The following is a 17,104-nucleotide window of genomic DNA, read 5'->3' as shown; positions in this document are numbered from 1 at the left end:
GCCTTTCCGCTCGACTTGCATGTGTTAAGCACGCCGCCAGCGTTCGTCCTGAGCCAGGATCAAACTCTCCATTAAGGCCACACGACCAACCAGAAAACAGAGACGAACCCCCACAACCCGGCCGACCAAACCTTGGAAAACAATCCCAGCAATGAACCCAAAGGGTTCTTTGCCTCAAAGAAATCCCCACCACCCCAAAAAAAGGGGCGGCCACGGGGCGGCCCAGCCAAAAATGACCGAACCGATAAAGGCACTGGCTTTTAACACGCTGTTGAGTTCTCAAGAAACGGACACCCACCGCGCCGGACCCGCTTCCGCGTGTCCCGCCTCGGGGCAACCACTCCAGCCTACCCGATCCGTCCCGTTCATCCAACTTTGGGCGGTTCGCCCCTATACGTCCATTTCAGGCGAGACAGGTGTCCACCCGATGGGTTCGTAGAGGGTTCCCCTCGGGGCAAGGCCGCCTGCCGGCGTCCCGCTCCCCTGTGGGGCGTGTAGAACATTAGATCCGGCCGCCCGGGGCGTCAAATCGGCCTCGGCGAGCCCGAAACCCCAGTTCAGCCATGGTTTTCAAGACTCAAATCATGCCCGGGGATGCGTCCTCGTAACCGCACTGTGACGTGTATTTGCCGAAGTTTGCCCTCGCCATGGCGACCGTCCACCCGGACGACCCGGGCGGACGGTCGCCGGCGGTTCAGGACGCGGTCACTTCGACGCCGCCCACGTTGCGCTTGCCGCGTCGCAGGACGAGGAAGCGGCCGTGGAGGAGGTCGGCGGCCGCCGGTGCGGCGTCCTCCGACTCGACCTTGGCGTTGTTGAGGTAGGCGCCGCCCTGGGCGATCGCGCGGCGCGCCTCGGACTTGCTCTTGCACAGGCCGGACGCCGCCAGAAGATCCACCACGGTCGGCAGCTCCCCGGGAGGGAGTTCCGTGCGGGGCACCTCGGCGAGCGCGGCCTGCAGGGTCCGTTCGTCCAGCTCCTCAAGGGCGCCCTGACCGAACAGGGCGCGGGAGGCGGCCATGACCCGGACGGTCTCGTCCGCGCCGTGGAGGAGCGTGGTCATCTCCTCGGCGAGCGCTCGCTGCGGGGCGCGGGCGGCGGGACGGTCGGCGCCCTGCTTGATCAGGTCCTCGATCTCCTCCCGGGGACGGAAGCTGAAGACCTTGAGGTAGTTCTCCACGTCCCGGTCGTCGGCGTTGACCCAGAACTGGTAGAACGCGTACGGCGAGGTCAGCTCGGGGTCGAGCCAGTAGGTCTCGCCGCCCGCGGTCTTGCCGAACTTGGAGCCGTCCGCCTTGGTGAGCAGCGGTGTGGTCAGCGCGTGCGCGCTGCCGCCCTCGACGCGGCGGATCAGGTCGGCGCCCGCGGTCAGGTTGCCCCACTGGTCGCTGCCGCCCGTCTGCAGCCGGCACCCGTACCGCCGGTACAGCTCCAGGAAGTCCATCGACTGGAGCAGGACGTAGCTGAACTCGGTGTAGCTCATGCCGGTGCTGTCGAGACGGGCCTTGACCGTCTCGCGGGCCAGCATCCGGTTGACGGGGAAGTGCTTGCCGACGTCGCGCAGGAACTCGATGGCCGTCATGGGGCCGGTCCAGTCCAGGTTGCTGACCATCGTCGCGCCCGTCGGGCCCTCATCGAAGTCGAGGAACTTCGACACCTGGCCGCGGATCCGCTCGACCCAGCCGGCGACGGTCTCCTCGGAGTTCAGGACGCGTTCGGCGCTCTTGCCGCTCGGGTCGCCGATGAGGCCGGTGGCGCCGCCGACGAGTCCCAGGGGCCGGTGCCCCGCCTGCTGGAAGCGCCGCAGCACGAGGATCTGGATCAGGTTGCCGAGGTGCAGCGAAGGGGCCGTCGGGTCGAAACCGCAATAGAGCGTGACCGGTCCCGCGGCGAGCAGCGCCCGCAGTTCGTCCAGATCGGTGGACTGCGCGATCAGGCCGCGCCACGCGAGATCGTCCAGGATGTCGGTCACGGTCTCCCTCGTCTCCGGCTTGCTGTCCGTTCGCCCACCGGATTGCCCGGCGGGCATATGTCACGCCAACGATATTCAACGCCCGCCCCGGGTGGCGGCGAGCGGGAACGACCGGGCCGCGCGGCCGGCTCAGTCGTCCGCGGTGATCTTCTTCCGCTGCCGCGGGACGTGCGGCCGGTAGGGGGAGACGGTGGGGTCGCCGTCGAGCCAGAAGCGCCACGGGACCTCCTTGGCGCCGCTCACCCCGGTGCGCGGACCCGTTCTGATGAGGTCGCGGCCGGCGGGTTCACCCGGATGGACGGTCAGCGGCCCCCCGGGCGCGCAGACGTCGAGGCCGTTCTGCTCGCGGGCGATGCCGAGCGCCTGGCAGAGGCGGGCGGGGCCCCGGGCCAGGTCGCGGACGGTGGAGCGCGCGCGGCGGGCCCGCGCCGTCTCCTCCCCCGCGATGATCTCGCCCGCGCGGAGCAGCACCGCCATGGACGTCCCGTCCGGCCCGCACACGAGGTTCATGCAGAAATGCATGCCGTAGGTGAAGTAGACGTAGACGTGGCCGGGCGGCCCGAACATCACGGCGTTGCGCGCCGTCTTCCCCCGGTAGGCGTGGGACGCGGGGTCCAAGGGGCCCGCGTACGCCTCGACCTCGGTGAGCCTGACCGCGACCTCGCCCTCGGGCGTGCGGTGCCTGAGCACCTGCCCGAGAAGCGAGGGCGCCACCTCGTCGACCGGGCGGTCGAAGAAGTCCCGTGGCAGCAACGCTCCGCTCATCGCCTCACCTTATGGCGGCCCATGGCCGCCCTTGACCGAACCCGTGGATCACCCTGGAGCGGTAGGCGGGTCAGGAGTCGGCGCCGCTGGCCCAGGCGGCGTGCTCGTCGACCTGGGTGCGCAGCGCGCCGATCTGCTCGCGGACGCGTTCGGGGGCGGTGCCGCCGTACGCCTTCCGCGACGCCAGGGCGCCCTTGACGTTGAGGACTTCACGGACGTCCGGCGTCAGGTGCGGCGACACCTTGCCGAGTTCCTCGTCGGTCAGGTCGTCGAAGTCCTTGTCGTTGACCTGGCACCAGACGACGAGGTGCCCGACGACCTCGTGGGCGTCGCGGAACGCCACGCCGCGGCGGACGAGGAGTTCGGCGAGGTCGGTGGCGAGCGCGAAGCCGTCCGGTGCGAGGGCCTCCAGGCGCTCGGTGTTGACCCGCATGGTCGCGATCAGCCCGGACATGGCGGGCAGGACGAGCAGCAGCGTCTCGACGGCGTCGAACGCGCCCTCCTTGTCCTCCTGCAGGTCGCGGTTGTAGGTGAGGGGCAGGCCCTTGAGGGTGGTGAGGAGACCGACGAGGTGGCCGATGAGGCGGCCGGCCTTGCCGCGCGCCAGCTCGGCGACGTCGGGGTTCTTCTTCTGCGGCATGATCGACGACCCGGTGGCGTAGGTGTCGTCCATCTCGATCCAGCGGAACTCCTGCGACGCCCAGAGGCAGATCTCCTCGCCGAGGCGCGACAGGTGGACGCCGATCAGCGCGGCGGCGAAGAGGAACTCGGCGACGAAGTCGCGGTCGGCGACGGCGTCCATGGAGTTGGGCGCGGCGGCGTCGAAGCCGAGTTCGGCGGCGGTGGCCTGCGGGTCCAGCGGCAGGGACGAGCCGGCGAGGGCGCCGGAGCCGAGCGGGGAGATCGCGGCGCGCTTGTCCCAGTCGCGGAGGCGCTCGACGTCGCGGGTGAGGGGCTGGACGTGCGCGAGGAGCTGGTGGGAGAACAGCACGGGCTGCGCGTGCTGGAGGTGGGTCATGCCGGGCGCGGCGACGCCGAGGTTGTGCTCGGCCTGCGCGATCAGCGCGGTCTCCAGCTCCACCAGGCGGGAGACGATCTGGCGGGCGTGGTCGCGCAGGTAGAGGCGCAGGTCCGTGGCGACCTGGTCGTTGCGGCTGCGGCCGGCGCGCAGCTTGCCGCCGAGGGCGCCGAGCCGCTCCAGCAGGCCGCGTTCGAGGGCGGTATGGACGTCCTCGTCGGCGACGGCGGGACGGAACTCACCGGTCCGGCACGCCTCCTCGAGGTCGTCCAGGGCACCGAGCATGCGGGTCAGCTCGTCGTCGGTGAGCAGCCCCGCCCGGTTGAGGACGCGGGCGTGCGCGCGCGAGCCCATCAGGTCGTAGGGGGCGAGCCGCCAGTCGAACTGGACGCTCACCGAGAGCCGCGCGAGCGCGTCCGACGGGCCGCCCTCGAACCGGCCGCCCCACAGCCGTGTCGGTGCCTTGGTCACAGAGATTCCTTTTCTTCCCACCGCTGAACGTCGTCTTCCATCTCACCACGCCGGAACGTGTGCGCACGGCATGGGACGCCGCGTGCGCGGCGTCCCACACACACGGCCCCACACACGCGGCGTCCCCACGGTACTGCCGCGTCCCGTCGCCGGGGCCGCCTCAGACGTCCCGGTCCCGCTTCGCGGCGATCTTGCTGGGGAGGCTCCACAGTTCGACGAAGCCCTTGGCGAGACTCTGGTCGAAGGTGTCGCCGGTGTCGTAGGTGGCGAGGTCGTGGCTGTAGAGGGACGCGTCGCTGCGCCGGCCGGTGACGACGGCGCGGCCGCCGTGCAGGGTCAGCCGGACGTCGCCGGACACGTGCTTCTGCGCGTCGGCGATGAACGCGTCCAGGGAGTCCTTCAGCGGCGAGAACCACAGGCCGTCGTAGACGAGCTCGCCCCACCGCTGGTCGACGGACCGCTTGAAGCGGGCGAGGTCGCGTTCGACGGTGACGTTCTCCAGTTCCATGTGCGCGGCGATGAGCGCGATCCCGGCGGGCGCCTCGTAGACCTCGCGGCTCTTGATGCCGACGAGCCGGTCCTCGACCATGTCGATGCGTCCGACGCCCTGGGCGCCGGCGCGCCGGTTCAGCTCGGCGATGACCTGGTACGGGGTGAGCGGGCGGCCGTCGAGCGCGACGGGCACGCCGGCGGCGAAGGTGATGACGACCTCGTCGGCCTCGCGCGGCTCCGCGGGGTCGGCGGTGTAGTCGTAGACGTCCTCGATGGGCCCGTTCCAGATGTCCTCCAGGAACCCGGTCTCGACGGCCCGGCCCCACAGGTTCTGGTCGATGGAGTACGGGGACTTGGCGGACACGTCGATGGGCAGGCCCTTGTCCTCGGCGAACGCGATCGCCTTGTCCCGCGTCCAGGCGAAGTCGCGGGCGGGCGCGATGACCTTCAGGTCGGGGTTGAGGGCGGACAGGCCCGCCTCGAAGCGGACCTGGTCGTTGCCCTTGCCGGTGCAGCCGTGCGAGACGGTGGTGCCGCCGAACTCGCGGGCGGCCGACACCAGGTGCTTGACGATCAGCGGCCGGGACAGCGCGGACACCAGCGGGTAGCGGTCCATGTAGAGGGCGTTGGCCTGCATGGCGGGGACGCAGAAGTCCGCGGCGAACTCCTCCTTGGCGTCCACGACGACGGCCTCGGCCGCGCCGCAGGCGAGTGCCCGCTTGCGGATGGTGTCGAGGTCCTCGCCGCCCTGGCCGACGTCGACGGCCACCGCGATGACCTCCCCGCCGGTCTGCTCGGCGAGGAACGGGATGGCGACGGAGGTGTCCAGGCCCCCGGAGTACGCGAGTACGACGCGCTCGCTCATGGTCTTGTCTCCTGTGCGAAGTGTGAGTGTGTGAAGTTTCGGTGTTCTGGCTGGGACCGGGCCGGGCGGCCCTAGCTTCGTCGTTCGCGTCCGTTGGTCAGCCGCAGGAGCGCCTCCGCGACGCCGTCCCCGCCGTGCGGGTCGCGGGCGATGACGAGGATGGAGTCGTCGCCCGCGACGGTCCCGAGGATCGTCGGCCATTCGGCGTGGTCGATCGCCGAGGCCAGGTACTGCGCGGCCCCCGGCGGGGTCCGCACCATGACCAGGTTGGCCGACGCCTCGGCCGAGACGAGCAGCTCCGCGGCGAGCCGGGAGAGCCGTCCGGTGAAGGTCTCGGCGGTGCCCGTGCGGGCCCGCCGGATCCGCTCGCCGCCCTCTCCGGGGACGGCGTAGATCAGGCTGCCGTCGTCGGCGCGCAGTTTCACCGCGCCGATGTCGACCAGGTCGCGCGACAGCGTGGCCTGGGTGACGTCGACGCCCTCGTCCGCGAGGAGCTTGGCGAGCTCGCCCTGCGAGTGGACGGGGTGCCGCGTCAGCAGCTCGATCACCCGGGCGTGCCGGGCGGCCTTGGTCATGGGGGTCGTCACCGGGACCGCTCCAGCAGCCAGACGAGCAGCGCCTTCTGGGCGTGCAGCCGGTTCTCCGCCTCGTCCCACACCCGGCTCCGCGGCCCGTCGAGGACGGACGCGGCGATCTCCTTGCCGCGGTAGGCGGGCAGGCAGTGCAGGACGATCGCGTCGGCGGCGGCGAGGGCGAGCAGGTCCTCGGTCACGGCGTACGGCTCGTAGAGCGAGGTGTCCTTGCCGTCCTGCCCCATCGACACCCAGGTGTCGGTGGCGAGGACGTCGGCCCCGGCGGCGGCCTCGCCGGCGTCGTCGGTGACGGTCACGGACCCGCCGGTCGAGGCGGCGATCTCGGTGGCGCGGGCGACGACGGCCGGGTCGGGAGGCAGGGACGCCGGGGCGCCGATCCGGACGTGCATCCCGGCGGTCGCGCCGCCGAGGAGGTAGGAGTGGGCCATGTTGTTGGCGCCGTCGCCGAAGTAGGCGAGGGCGGCGCCCGCGAGGCCGCCCTTGGCCTCCCGGACGGTCTGCAGGTCGGCGAGGACCTGGCAGGGGTGGAACTCGTCGGTGAGGGCGTTGACGACGGGGACGGTGGTGCCGTCCGCCATCTCGTCGATGCGCCGCTGCCCGGCCGTCCGCCACACGATGGCGCCGACCTGGCGTTCCAGGACGCGGGCGGTGTCGGCGATGGGCTCGCCGCGGCCGAGCTGGCTCGTTCCCGCGTCCATGACGAGGGGGTTGCCGCCCAGTTCGGCGATGCCGACGGTGAACGAGATCCGGGTCCGGGTGGACGGCTTGTCGAACAGGACCGCGACGGACCGCGGACCCTCCAGGGGCCGGAACCCGAACCGGTCCTTCTTGACCCGGGCGGCCAGGTCGAGGACCTCGGCCTGCTCGGCGGGAGTGAGGTCGTCGTCGCGCAGGAAGTGCCTTGTCATGGCCGGCTCCGTCATGGTCGGTCCCCCTGTCCCGGGGAGGCGGCGTCGAGGATCGCGGGGAACGCGGCGGTGAACGACCGCGCCTGCCCGGCGGTGAGGATGAGCGGCGGCGCGATCCGCAGCGCGTCCGGCTGGAGCGCGTTGACGAGGAAGCCGGCGTCGCGGGCGGCGGCCTCCGCGGCGGGGGCGTGCGGCCCGGTGAGGACGACGCCCCGCCAGAGCCCGCGGCCCCGCACCCCGGCGAGCAGCGGATGGTCGATGGCGTCGAGGCCGGCGGTGAGGGTCTCCCCCACCGCGATCGCGTTGGCGAGCAGGCCGTCCTTCTCGATCGTGGTGAGGACGGCGAGGGCGGCGGCGGCGCCGACGGGGTTCCCTCCGAACGTGCTGCCGTGGTCGCCCTTCGCGAACAGGGCGCCGTGCGGGCCGAACGCGACGCACGCGCCGATCGGCAGGCCCCCGCCGAGGCCCTTGGCGAGCGTGATCACGTCCGGTCTGGCGTTCTCGTGCTCGAACGCGAACCACGTGCCGGTCCTGCCGATCGCGGACTGGATCTCGTCGGCGACGAACAGCGCGCCCGTGGCGTCGCAGATCTCGCGGACGGCGGCGAAGTACCCGTCCGGCGGCGGGACGACCCCGGCCTCGCCCTGCGTGGGCTCCAGGAAGACCGCCGCGCAGTCCTCGTCCACCGCGTCCTTCAGAGCAGCGGCGTCACCGTAGGGGACGAACCGGACGTCGATCCCGAACGGGCCGAACGGCTCCCGGATCGACGCCTTGCCCGTCAGGGACAGCGCCCCCAGGGTCCGGCCGTGGAAGCCGTTCTCCGCCGCGACGACGTACGGCCGCCCGTTCGCCTTGCCGTACTTGATGGCGAGTTTGAGCGCGCACTCGTTGGCCTCGGTGCCGCTGTTGGCGAGGAACACCCTGCCGTCGCCGCCCAGCAGCTCCAGCAGCCGCTCGGCGAGCAGCACCTCCGGTTCGTGCAGGAACAGGTTGGACGAATGCGCCAGCGTCGCGACCTGCGCCGACACCGCCTCGACGAGGGCGGGGTGGCCGTGCCCGAGCGAGGTGACCGCGATCCCGGCGATCAGGTCGAGGTACTCGCGGCCGTCGGCGTCCCACACCCGGCAGCCCTCACCGCGCGCCAGCGCCACCGGCGGGACGCCGTAGTTCGGCATGAACGCGGCCTCGAACCGCTCCCTGAGCTCGGCACCGGTCATGACGCCTCCTCCGCGGGGGCGCCCGGGAGGCTCGGCAGCACCATCGTTCCGATCCCTTCGTCGGTGAAGATCTCCAGCAGCAGCGAGTGCAGGACGCGGCCGTCCAGGACGTGGGCCTGCGGGACGCCGCCGCGCACGGCCGTCAGGCACGCCTCCATCTTGGGGACCATCCCCGCCGACAGCTCCGGCAAAAGTACGGCCAGCTCATCGGTGGTGAGGCTGTCGATCACGTCGTCGCTGCCGGGCCAGTCGGCGTACAGGCCCTCGACGTCGGTCAGCACGACCAGTTTCGCCGCGTCCAGCGCGACGGCCAGCGCGGCGGCGGCCGTGTCGGCGTTGACGTTGTAGACCTCGCCCCCGTCGCCGCGCGCGATGCTGGAGATCACCGGGACCCGGCCGTCGTCCAGCAGCGCGCGGACGGCGCCGACCTGCACCTCGACGATCTCGCCGACCTGGCCGATGTCGACGGGCGCGCCGTCCACCACCGCGTGCTTGCGCTCGGCGGTGAACAGGTTCGCGTCCTCGCCGGACATGCCGACCGCGAACGGCCCGTGCCGGTTGATCAGCCCGACGACGTCCCGCTGAACCTGGCCGGTCAGCACCATCCGGACGACCTCCATGGCCTCCGGCGTGGTCACCCGCAGCCCGGCGGTGAACGTCGAGTCGATGCCGTTGCGGGCCAGCGCCGCGTTGATCTGCGGGCCGCCGCCGTGCACGATCACCGGCTTCAGCCCGGCGTAGCGCAGGAACACGATGTCCTCGGCGAACGAGTGCCGCAGCGCTTCGTCCGTCATCGCGTGCCCGCCGTACTTGATCACGACGGTCTTGCCGTGGAACCGCTCCAGCCACGGCAGCGCCTTGATCAGCGTCTCGGCCTTGGACAGGACGCCGGCCCTGTTCTGGCGCATCTCCGCGCCGGAGGTGATGGCGCTCATGTCGAGTACGCCGAGTTCTCGTGGACGTAGTCGGCCGTGAGGTCGGTCGTCCAGACGGTCGCGCTGTGCGGGCCCGCCGCGAGGTCGACGGTGATCGTCACGTCGCGGGGGCGCAGGTCGACCTTGTCGCGGTCGTCGCCGACCGAGCCGTTCCGGCACACCCACACGCCGTTGATCGCGACGTTGAGGTGGTCCGGCTCGAACACCGCGTCGGTGGTGCCGGCCGCCGCCAGCACCCGGCCCCAGTTCGGGTCCTCGCCGTGGATGGCGCACTTGAGCAGGTTGTTGCGGGCGATGGAGCGTCCGACGGTGACCGCGTCGCCGCCGGACGCGGCGCCGACGACCTCGATCGCGATGGCCTTGGACGCGCCCTCGGCGTCCACGAGGAGCTGCCGGGTGAGGTCGCCGCACACGTCGGTGAGCAGAGCGGTGAACTCCTCCTCGTCCGGGGTGGTCCCGGCGGCGCCGGAGGCCAGCAGCAGGACGGTGTCGTTGGTGGACATGCAGCCGTCGGAGTCGAGCCGGTCGAGGGTGACCGAGGTGGCCGCCCGCAGTGCCCGGTCCAGCGTCTCCGCGGGCAGGTCGGCGTCGGTGGTGATGACGCAGAGCATGGTGGCCAGGGACGGGGCGAGCATGCCGGCGCCCTTCGCCATCGCGCCGATCATGTAGCCGCCGGCGCCCTGCCGGAAGGAGATCTTGGCGACGGTGTCGGTGGTGCGGATCGCGTCGGCGGCGGCGAGGCCGCCGTCCCCGCGCGACAGTTCGGCGGCGGCCTTGTCGACGCCGGGCAGCAGCAGGTCCATCGGAAGCCGCTCGCCGATGAGGCCGGTGGAGCAGACCGCCACCTCGCCGGCCGAGTCGTCCAGGAGCCCGGCGACCTTCTCGGCGGTGGCGTGGGCGTCCTGGAATCCGGGGGCGCCGGTGCAGGCGTTGGCGCCGCCGGCGTTCAGCACGACGGCGTGGACGCGGCCGCCTTTGAGCACCTGCTCCGACCACAGGACGGGCGCGGCCTTCACGCGGTTGCGGGTGAAGACGCCGGCCGCGGCGCGCGACGGCCCGTCGTTGACGACGAGGGCCAGGTCGCGGTTCCCGCTGTCCTTGAGTCCGGCGACGACGCCGGCGGCGCGGAAGCCCCGGGGGGCGGTGACGCTCAAGGGGACACTCCGATCGTGGTGAGCCCGAGTTCTTCCGGGAGGCCGAGGGCGATGTTGGCGCTCTGCACCGCTCCGCCCGCGGTTCCCTTGGCGAGGTTGTCGACGGCCGCGACCACGACGATGCGCCCGGCGTCCTCGTCGAGGACGGCCTGGACGAGGACGGTGTTCGCGCCGAGGGTCATGGACGTGGCGGGCCACCGGCCCTCGGGCAGCAGCCCGAGGAACGGCTCGCCCGCGTACGCCTCGTCATAGGCGGCGCGCACGGCCGCGGCGGTCACGCCGGGGCGGGCCTTGGCCGTGCAGGTGGCGAGGATGCCGCGGCTCATCGGCGCGAGCGTCGGGGTGAACGACACCGTGACCGGCTCTCCCGCGACCGCGCTCAGGTTCTGGATCATCTCGGGTGTATGCCTATGCGCGCCGCCGGCGGCGTACGCGGAGACCGAGCCCATGACCTCGCTGCCCAGCAGGTGCGGTTTGAGTGCCCGGCCGGCGCCGGAGGTGCCGGACGCGGCGACCACGACGGCGTCGGGTTCGGCGAGCCCGGCGGCGAACGCCGGGAACAGCGCGAGGGTGACCGCCGTCGGGTAGCAGCCGGGGACGGCGACGCGCTTGGCGGAGCGCAGCACGTCCCGCTGCCCGGGCAGTTCGGGGAGCCCGTAGGGCCAGGTGCCCGCGTGGGGCGTCCCGTAGAACTTCTCCCAGTGGGCCGGGTCGGTGAGCCGGTGGTCGGCGCCGCAGTCGATGACCAGCACGTCCTCGCCGATCTGCTCGGCGATCTCCGCGGATCTGCCGTGCGGCAGCGCCAGGAACACGACGTCGTGGCCGGCGAGCGCGGCGGGGGTGGTCTCGGCCAGGACGCGCCCGGCCAGAGATCGCAGGTGGGGCTGGTGCGCGCCCAGTTCGGTGCCCGCGTTGGAGCCCGCCGTCAGCGCGCCGATCTCGAACTCTGGATGTCCCGCGAGGATGCGCAGCAGCTCGCCGCCCGCGTAACCGCTGGCGCCGGCGACCGCCGTCCGGATTCCCATGTCCACTCTGCCCTTCGGAAGCAATAGGCAAGAGTATGCATGAGGTCGGATTTCTATTCAACACTGGCACCCCCTCTTCCCACCTGCTGAGACGAGTGCCGTACCGGGACGACCGGGTCAGCGGCGGGCGCCGGGGCCCGTGATGCGGACGTCGCCGCGGGTGGTCACCACGAAGACCTGCCAGTTGTAGTAGGCGTAGTAGGCGCGCGGGTCCTCCCTCATCCGGCGCGCGTGCCGCTGCACCGCCTCGACGTAGAGCGGGGTCGGGTTGTAGGCGTGGAGCGCCTGCCGGTAATCGTCCGGTGCACCGGAGGACTTCAGGTAGTTGGCGGCGCCCATCACCGCGTCGCGCGGGTCGCGGATGTCGCCGTCCATCCCGTACTGCCGCCAGGTGGCGGGCATGAACTGCATGGGCCCCTGCGCACCCGCCCAGCTCGGCGACCTCACCCGCCCGTACTTCGTCTCCACCAGCATGATCGCGGCCAGGACCTGCCAGTCGACGCCGAACCGCTTCCCGGCGTCCTCGAAGTGCTTCAGCAGCACACCGGCCGGCGGCGGCTCCTCGGTGCGGAACTTGCCGAGGTCGTCCGCCGGCTTCGCCAGCTCGAGCAGTTTGCGGACGGCCGTCACGTCGTCGCGCGTTTGACCGGCGACCGCCTCCGGCAGCCGCGCCACCGTACGCCGTTCGAGGCCGCGGTCCTTGGCCAGCACCCGGTAGAGCCGCTGCTGCCGCAGGGCCAGGTGGACGACCGCGGCGGGCGGCCCGGTCCGGCGCGGGTCGCCGCGCAGCCACTCGTCCACGGCGGGGCCGAGGGCCCGGTGCGTCCGGTTCAGGTCCTCGGCCAGCCCCCGCGGGTCCTTCGCGAGCGTGCCGTTGGGCTCGGGAAGGGGCGATGCCGACGGGGACGCGCCTCGCGGCGCGGGCGTCCGCTCGCGCCCGCCGTCTCCTCCTCCGCCGCATCCGGCGGCGGCCAGGACCAGGGCGGCGGCCAGGGCGCCGGATCGCCGTTTCGACATCCAGATCATTCAGGCGACGATGCCCATCCCGGGGACGGCGGTCAACACCCGGCTCGAGGACGAGGGACCGTCAACCAAGGTTGACATTCCCTCTGTCAACTTACATTGACATCATGGATCACAGGTATTTAGATGCCTAAAGATTTGCTCTCTAACCATCGGCCATCTAACATCCTCGCCATGGAGAACCTCGGCTTCCATGACCTGAAGGCCTTCCCGTCCATGGAGGAGTGGCCGATCGGCCGGCTGTTCGGCCTGGCCTCACGGCTGTCCGGCCCCGCCGTGTGGCGGATCATCGAGAGGCACGGCATCAGCCCGACCGGGTTCTTCCTGCTGCGGCTGCTCATCGTCGAGGACGGGATGCGTCCCGGAGAGGTCGCCAAGCGGCTCCTCGTCACCCCGGCGACCGTCACCTCGGTGGCCGACACGCTGGAGCGCAACGGACACGTCAGGCGTGAGCGCTCCTACCGGGACCGGCGCGGCGTGATGCTGCGCATCACCGACTCCGGCCGGCGGCTGCTCGCCGAGAAGTCCCAGCCCATCGGCAAGGACCTGGCCCGGCTCTACGACGTCGTGGACGAGGGCGACGAGGCGGCCGTCCGCAGGTTCCTGCTCAACCTGATCAAGCAGTTCGAGACCCACCCCCACGAAGAGGAAGCGGAGGGAGACGGCGCATGACCGAACCCCCGGAAGCCGCCGTTCGCACGGTCGGGCTGGAGAAGACCTATCCCGCCTCCGGGCCGCGCCCCGAGGTGCCCGCCGTCCAGGGCATCGACCTGGACGTCCCGCGCGGCGGGACCAGCTGAAGGCCGGCGCGGGCGCCGACACGGTCATCACCGTGGCCTACGACGCCGCGGTCCCGGAGCGGATCCGGGCCCTCGCCGACCGGGCCGGCATCAGCAAGGTCGAGATCAACGACGGCCAGGTGCGCGTGTTCGCCGCCGAACCCGACGGGCTGCTCGGCGAGCTGGTCACGATCGGCTCCAGGGCCGCCCCCGCCGTGCTCGCCCCGCCGCCCCCGGCGCGCGCGACACTCCCCCGAACGTTCGCCGCGATGATGGCGCGCGAAGCACGGGTCATGCGCAAGAACTTCCTGTCGACGTTCGTCCGGGTGCTGGTGCAGCCGGTCATGTTCGTCTTCGTGTTCGCCTACGTCCTGCCGAAGCTCGGCGGCGGCGCGATGGCCGGCGGTACCGGCGGGCCGACGTTCGCGCACATGCCGGTGTGGGCGTTCCTGCTGGCCATCGTCGGCGGGACGGTCCTGCTGACGTGGGCCGCGACCCGCACCTTCACCAAGCGCGTCCTGCCCTAGCGCTTCCCGACCCGGTCCTTCCCGACCTAGCGCTTCCCGACCTGAGAAGGAGCGGAGCCCGGGGGTTTTGCCATCCCCCGGGCCCCTGGGTTACCGCCCAATTCGCACGCCGGCACATGGATGGACGCGGATCAGTCTCAGACCGTCGCGCGTTTCCATTACGCCATCGCCCCATGAGCGGGGCGAGCCGGACTCGAACCGGCATCTCGACGGTTTCCGTCCACGTCCGTGTGATCCGGCGATCGGCGGTGAATGCTGAGTCTGGAGCGAGAATCTGAGTTTGAGCGGGCGGCTGCCTCTACCGGTTGGGCCACCCCGGCACGCGTGCCGGGGGCGGGATTCGAACCCGCACTGACGCTCACCCTGATCAGCTTCGGCTTCAGCTTCAGCTTGCGCTCCTCGCGCACCCCCCGCGCCACGGCGGGGGGATCCTATTGAGTTGTGCCGGACGGTCCCGTCCGGTCAGGCGAACAGGTAGCCGAAGACCGCCTCGCCGACACGCTGGTCGGTGACCTCGGTCCCGTTGGCCTCCTCGCGGGCGAACTTGACCGCGTCCTGCAGCCTCTCCACGCGGCCGAGCAGCTCGTTGACCCGCCTGGCCGGGAGCGCGCCGGAGAACTTCACCGTCGTCCACGTGCCGACGGCGATGTCCTCGTAGTACACCTCCACCTGGGCGGGGTGGTTCTCGGTCGCCTCCGCCTTCACATGGTTGCGCGGGACCTTCTTGGTCTTCACGGTGCGGACGGCCTCGGTCCGCCACACGTCGGTGGACGGGTCGAACGTCCACGTCTCGGCGGCGTCCAGCACCGGCAGCTTCTTGACGAAGGTGTGCAGGTCCTTGAGCTGCTTCTCCAGGAAGAGCAGGTAGGAGACCGGCACGTCGCGCAGGAGCGTCGTGCCGTCCACCGTCACGTCGGCGCGGGCGGTGCAGTTGGCCCAGTCCTTGGTGGCGGTGACGTCGAACAGCCGCGTCAGCGAGCCCGTCACGTCCCGCAGGACGTCGTCGACCTGGACCTGGACCCGGGTGGACTCGGCCGGCAGCTGCTCTCCCTCCTCGTCCTTCGGCTGGTAGGTCCGCGAGATCCCCGACAGAAGCGGAGCCTTCTGGACCGAATGATGCGCGGCGGTCAGGTCCTGGAAGGACTTGCTCTTCACGCCCTTCTCGACCGCGATGATCTGATTGAGCTTCGTCGGCACCCCGTTCACTCCCCTCGATGCGAGCATGACGGTAACAGGCAACTGATCGCGATATCACCGCATTTTCCTTACATCGGGTCGACCTCGGTCAGGCCCGTGGTGCGGTCCATGCGCAGCCACCGGGTCATGTCGAGCGTGCGCAGGAACGGCACGTCGTGGCTGACCACGATGAGCGCGCCCTCGTAGGCCGCGAGAGCCTGGGCGAGCTGCGCGGCGCTCGCGATGTCGAGGTTGTTCGTCGGCTCGTCCAGCATCAGAAGCTGCGGGGCCGGCTCGGCGAGCAGCAGCGACGCCAGCACGGCGCGGAACCGCTCGCCGCCCGACAGCGTCCCGGCCCGCTGCTCGGCGCGCGCGCCGCGGAACAGGAACCGCGCCAGCCCGGCCCGGACGTCGTTCACCGGGGCGGATGGCGCGGCGGCCCGGACGTTGCCGAGCACGCTCAGGTCCTCGTCGAGGACGTCGAGCCGCTGCGGCAGGTACCGGACCCCGTCCACACCGATCCTGACGACCGCTCCGTCCGGGACGCGGTCGCCGGTGAGCGCCCGGAGCAGGGTGGTCTTGCCCGACCCGTTCGGGCCGGTCAGCGCGATCCGCTCCGGTCCCCGGACGATGAGCTCCGTCAGGGTGGCGGGCTCCGGTTCCGGTGCGGCGAGGCCGGTCACGGCCGCGACCGTCCGCCCGGCCGGCACCCGCGTGGCGGGCAGTTCGATCCGGATCCCGGCGTCCTCGCGGACCGCCTCCTCCGCGTCGGTGAGGCGGGTGCGTGCGTCGGCGAGGCGCTCTTCGTGCATGATGCGGTGCTTGCCCGCGGACTCCTGCGCCTGCCGCTTGCGCGCCCCCATGATGATCTTCGGCTCGCGCTTCTGCTCGTACATCTTGTTGCCGTAGCGCTTGCGGCGGGCGAGCTTGACGTGCGCCTCCTCCAGTTCGCGTTTCTGCCGCCGCAGGTCGGTCTCGGCGGCCCGGACCGTCCGCTGCGCGGCCTCCCTCTCCACCGCGAGCAGCTCCTCGTAGGCGGACAGGCCGCCGCCGAACGACCGGATCGCGCCGTCGCGCAGGTCGGCGATCTCATCGACGCGGTCGAGCAACTCCCGGTCGTGGCTGACGACGACCAGCACGCCCGTCCAGGACTCCACCGCGTCGTACAGGCGGTGCCGCGCGTCCAGGTCGAGGTTGTTGGTCGGCTCGTCCAGCAGCAGGACGTCCGGGCGGGCGAGGAACCGCGCCGCGAGCCCGACCATCACCGCCTCGCCGCCCGACAGCGCCGGGACGGCGCGGTCCAGGCCGAGGTGGTCGAGGCCGAGGCGGTCGAGCTCGGCGCGGGCGCGTTCCTCGACGTCCCAGCCGTCACCGACGGCGGTGAAGTTCTCCTCGGTGGCCTCGCCGCGCTCGATGGCGTGCAGAGCGGCGCGGGTCCCGCTGATGCCGAGCAGGTCCGAGACCGTGGCCGCGCCGTCGAGGACGAGGTTCTGCGGCAGGTGGCCGATCTCCCCCTCGACGCTCACGGTCCCCGATCCGGGACGCAGCTCCCCGGCGATAATCTTCAGGAGGGTGGACTTGCCGGAGCCGTTGACGCCGATCAGCCCGGTCCGGCGGGTACCGAACGCGGCGTCCAAGCCGTCCAGGACGACGGTGCCGTCGGCCCATGCGAACGACAGGTCCGAACACACGATGGCAGAAGACATAAAGGTGGCCTCCATGGGTGATGAGCAGGTGCGGAACACATGGAGACACCGCGGGAACGCGCAACGCGCCGACGGGCACGAGAAAGCCCGGCGGGATGAGAGCCCACACTGAGGTCACGTACGCGGGCCGGTGGACGGCCACTGCGCGGTGTCGGACCTCAGATCCTCAATGGACTCCCCTGCCGGGCGGCGATGTGACGCGGTCGAGACTACCCGATCCACTATCGCAACACAAGTAGCGTTAAGAGATTTCCCGGTGGACTCACCCCCGGGCCGCCCGGCATCCGGCTCGTGTCCGCCGTCCGCCGCGGCGGACGCCTCGACCACGCGGGCTGAGACACGGACGTGGGGGCGGGGCGGGGCGGGGGGGGGGGGGCCCCCGCGGCCCTGCGGGGCGGCGGGGGTGCGCCCCGCGGGCGGGGGGCGGAGCCGCCCACGCCCCGGCGCGCCCCGCCCGACACCCCACGCCCGCGGGGGT

The 17,104-nt window shown here is 71.6% G+C and carries 16 protein-coding genes, 1 tRNA gene and 1 rRNA gene; 3 read left to right on the top strand and 15 right to left on the bottom strand.

Translation table 11 applies throughout. The features are described 5' to 3' along the window. The 12 genes from ACGFIS_RS31565 to ACGFIS_RS31510 form a co-directional block, all read right to left on the bottom strand. Nucleotides 1-75 (bottom strand): 16S ribosomal RNA (locus ACGFIS_RS31565); the annotation flags it as partial. Nucleotides 76-694: 619 nt separating this feature from the next. Next, nucleotides 695-1,972 carry a tyrosine--tRNA ligase gene (tyrS, locus tag ACGFIS_RS31560; RefSeq protein WP_392912895.1) on the bottom strand — a complete coding sequence of 426 codons (1,278 nt, stop codon included), beginning with the start codon at nucleotides 1,970-1,972 and terminating at the stop codon, nucleotides 695-697. A 129-nt stretch (nucleotides 1,973-2,101) separates the two neighbouring features. Continuing rightward, entirely contained in the window at nucleotides 2,102-2,737 is a 636-nt protein-coding gene (locus ACGFIS_RS31555) for a DNA-3-methyladenine glycosylase (RefSeq protein WP_392912896.1), read from the bottom strand. 70 nt (nucleotides 2,738-2,807) lie between these two features. Next, nucleotides 2,808-4,226: an argininosuccinate lyase gene (argH, locus tag ACGFIS_RS31550; protein ID WP_392912897.1), complete on the bottom strand. Its 1,419-nt coding sequence runs from the start codon at nucleotides 4,224-4,226 to the stop codon at nucleotides 2,808-2,810. A gap of 160 nt (nucleotides 4,227-4,386) precedes the next feature. After that, on the bottom strand, nucleotides 4,387-5,583 hold the full coding sequence (locus ACGFIS_RS31545; RefSeq protein WP_392912899.1) for an argininosuccinate synthase: 1,197 nt from the start codon (nucleotides 5,581-5,583) through the stop codon (nucleotides 4,387-4,389). 71 nt (nucleotides 5,584-5,654) lie between these two features. Beyond that, a complete protein-coding gene (locus tag ACGFIS_RS31540) occupies nucleotides 5,655-6,158 on the bottom strand; it encodes an arginine repressor (protein WP_392912979.1) in 504 nt (167 codons plus the stop codon). Between the two features lie 8 nt (nucleotides 6,159-6,166). Beyond that, the gene (gene argF / locus ACGFIS_RS31535; RefSeq protein WP_392912900.1) at nucleotides 6,167-7,084 is read right to left on the bottom strand and encodes an ornithine carbamoyltransferase; all 918 of its coding nucleotides are present in this window, start codon (nucleotides 7,082-7,084) and stop codon (nucleotides 6,167-6,169) included. 11 nt (nucleotides 7,085-7,095) lie between these two features. After that, a complete protein-coding gene (locus ACGFIS_RS31530; RefSeq protein WP_392973403.1) occupies nucleotides 7,096-8,301 on the bottom strand; it encodes an acetylornithine transaminase in 1,206 nt (401 codons plus the stop codon). Further along, a complete protein-coding gene (gene argB / locus ACGFIS_RS31525; protein ID WP_392912980.1) occupies nucleotides 8,298-9,209 on the bottom strand; it encodes an acetylglutamate kinase in 912 nt (303 codons plus the stop codon). The genes ACGFIS_RS31530 and argB overlap by 4 nt, the downstream gene beginning before the upstream one ends. A gap of 23 nt (nucleotides 9,210-9,232) precedes the next feature. Then, nucleotides 9,233-10,390, bottom strand: coding sequence for a bifunctional glutamate N-acetyltransferase/amino-acid acetyltransferase ArgJ (gene argJ, locus ACGFIS_RS31520; protein ID WP_392912903.1), 1,158 nt, complete (start codon nucleotides 10,388-10,390; stop codon nucleotides 9,233-9,235). Next, nucleotides 10,387-11,415 carry an N-acetyl-gamma-glutamyl-phosphate reductase gene (gene argC, locus ACGFIS_RS31515; RefSeq protein WP_392912981.1) on the bottom strand — a complete coding sequence of 343 codons (1,029 nt, stop codon included), beginning with the start codon at nucleotides 11,413-11,415 and terminating at the stop codon, nucleotides 10,387-10,389. The genes argJ and argC overlap by 4 nt, the downstream gene beginning before the upstream one ends. Before the next feature lie 117 nt (nucleotides 11,416-11,532). Continuing rightward, complete coding sequence (locus ACGFIS_RS31510; RefSeq protein ID WP_392912904.1) at nucleotides 11,533-12,432, bottom strand: lytic murein transglycosylase; 900 nt, start codon at nucleotides 12,430-12,432, stop codon at nucleotides 11,533-11,535. A 180-nt stretch (nucleotides 12,433-12,612) separates the two neighbouring features. Here ACGFIS_RS31510 and ACGFIS_RS31505 point away from each other — a divergent pair, with 180 nt between their 5' ends. The 3 genes from ACGFIS_RS31505 to ACGFIS_RS31495 are packed head-to-tail and all read left to right on the top strand — an operon-like array spanning nucleotide 12,613 to nucleotide 13,744. Next, a complete protein-coding gene (locus ACGFIS_RS31505) occupies nucleotides 12,613-13,110 on the top strand; it encodes a MarR family winged helix-turn-helix transcriptional regulator (RefSeq protein WP_392912905.1) in 498 nt (165 codons plus the stop codon). Further along, nucleotides 13,107-13,238 carry a hypothetical protein gene (locus ACGFIS_RS31500; RefSeq protein WP_392912906.1) on the top strand — a complete coding sequence of 44 codons (132 nt, stop codon included), beginning with the start codon at nucleotides 13,107-13,109 and terminating at the stop codon, nucleotides 13,236-13,238. The genes ACGFIS_RS31505 and ACGFIS_RS31500 overlap by 4 nt, the downstream gene beginning before the upstream one ends. A 32-nt stretch (nucleotides 13,239-13,270) precedes the next feature. Then, nucleotides 13,271-13,744 (top strand): hypothetical protein, encoded by a 474-nt coding sequence (locus tag ACGFIS_RS31495; protein WP_392912907.1) that lies wholly within the window; start codon nucleotides 13,271-13,273, stop codon nucleotides 13,742-13,744. A gap of 178 nt (nucleotides 13,745-13,922) precedes the next feature. Here the strand turns inward: ACGFIS_RS31495 and ACGFIS_RS31490 are convergent. The 3 genes from ACGFIS_RS31490 to ACGFIS_RS31480 form a co-directional block, all read right to left on the bottom strand. Further along, nucleotides 13,923-14,061 (bottom strand) — tRNA-OTHER (locus ACGFIS_RS31490). 145 nt (nucleotides 14,062-14,206) lie between these two features. After that, a complete protein-coding gene (locus tag ACGFIS_RS31485) occupies nucleotides 14,207-14,941 on the bottom strand; it encodes a hypothetical protein (protein ID WP_392912908.1) in 735 nt (244 codons plus the stop codon). Nucleotides 14,942-15,009: 68 nt separating this feature from the next. After that, nucleotides 15,010-16,626: an ABC-F family ATP-binding cassette domain-containing protein gene (locus tag ACGFIS_RS31480; protein ID WP_392912909.1), complete on the bottom strand. Its 1,617-nt coding sequence runs from the start codon at nucleotides 16,624-16,626 to the stop codon at nucleotides 15,010-15,012. Nucleotides 16,627-17,104 lie beyond the last annotated feature (478 nt).

It is taken from the genome of Spirillospora sp. NPDC048824, from assembly GCF_043198455.1.
Lineage (GTDB): Bacteria > Actinomycetota > Actinomycetes > Streptosporangiales > Streptosporangiaceae > Spirillospora.
This window is presented reverse-complemented; position numbering and strand designations above follow the sequence as displayed.

What these genes read in the sequence shown, in the direction of transcription:
- ACGFIS_RS31555 (WP_392912896.1), bottom strand. Translation starts at nt 2,737, where the DNA reads ATGAGCGGAGCGTTGCTGCCACGGGACTTCTTCGACCGCCCGGTCGAC.
- ACGFIS_RS31545 (WP_392912899.1), bottom strand. Translation starts at nt 5,583, where the DNA reads ATGAGCGAGCGCGTCGTACTCGCGTACTCCGGGGGCCTGGACACCTCC.
- ACGFIS_RS31540 (WP_392912979.1), bottom strand. Translation starts at nt 6,158, where the DNA reads ATGACCAAGGCCGCCCGGCACGCCCGGGTGATCGAGCTGCTGACGCGG.
- argF (WP_392912900.1), bottom strand. Translation starts at nt 7,084, where the DNA reads ATGACAAGGCACTTCCTGCGCGACGACGACCTCACTCCCGCCGAGCAG.
- ACGFIS_RS31530 (WP_392973403.1), bottom strand. Translation starts at nt 8,301, where the DNA reads ATGACCGGTGCCGAGCTCAGGGAGCGGTTCGAGGCCGCGTTCATGCCG.
- argB (WP_392912980.1), bottom strand. Translation starts at nt 9,209, where the DNA reads ATGCGCCAGAACAGGGCCGGCGTCCTGTCCAAGGCCGAGACGCTGATC.
- argC (WP_392912981.1), bottom strand. Translation starts at nt 11,415, where the DNA reads ATGGGAATCCGGACGGCGGTCGCCGGCGCCAGCGGTTACGCGGGCGGC.
- ACGFIS_RS31510 (WP_392912904.1), bottom strand. Translation starts at nt 12,432, where the DNA reads ATGTCGAAACGGCGATCCGGCGCCCTGGCCGCCGCCCTGGTCCTGGCC.
- ACGFIS_RS31505 (WP_392912905.1), top strand. Translation starts at nt 12,613, where the DNA reads ATGGAGAACCTCGGCTTCCATGACCTGAAGGCCTTCCCGTCCATGGAG.
- ACGFIS_RS31500 (WP_392912906.1), top strand. Translation starts at nt 13,107, where the DNA reads ATGACCGAACCCCCGGAAGCCGCCGTTCGCACGGTCGGGCTGGAGAAG.
- ACGFIS_RS31480 (WP_392912909.1), bottom strand. Translation starts at nt 16,626, where the DNA reads ATGTCTTCTGCCATCGTGTGTTCGGACCTGTCGTTCGCATGGGCCGAC.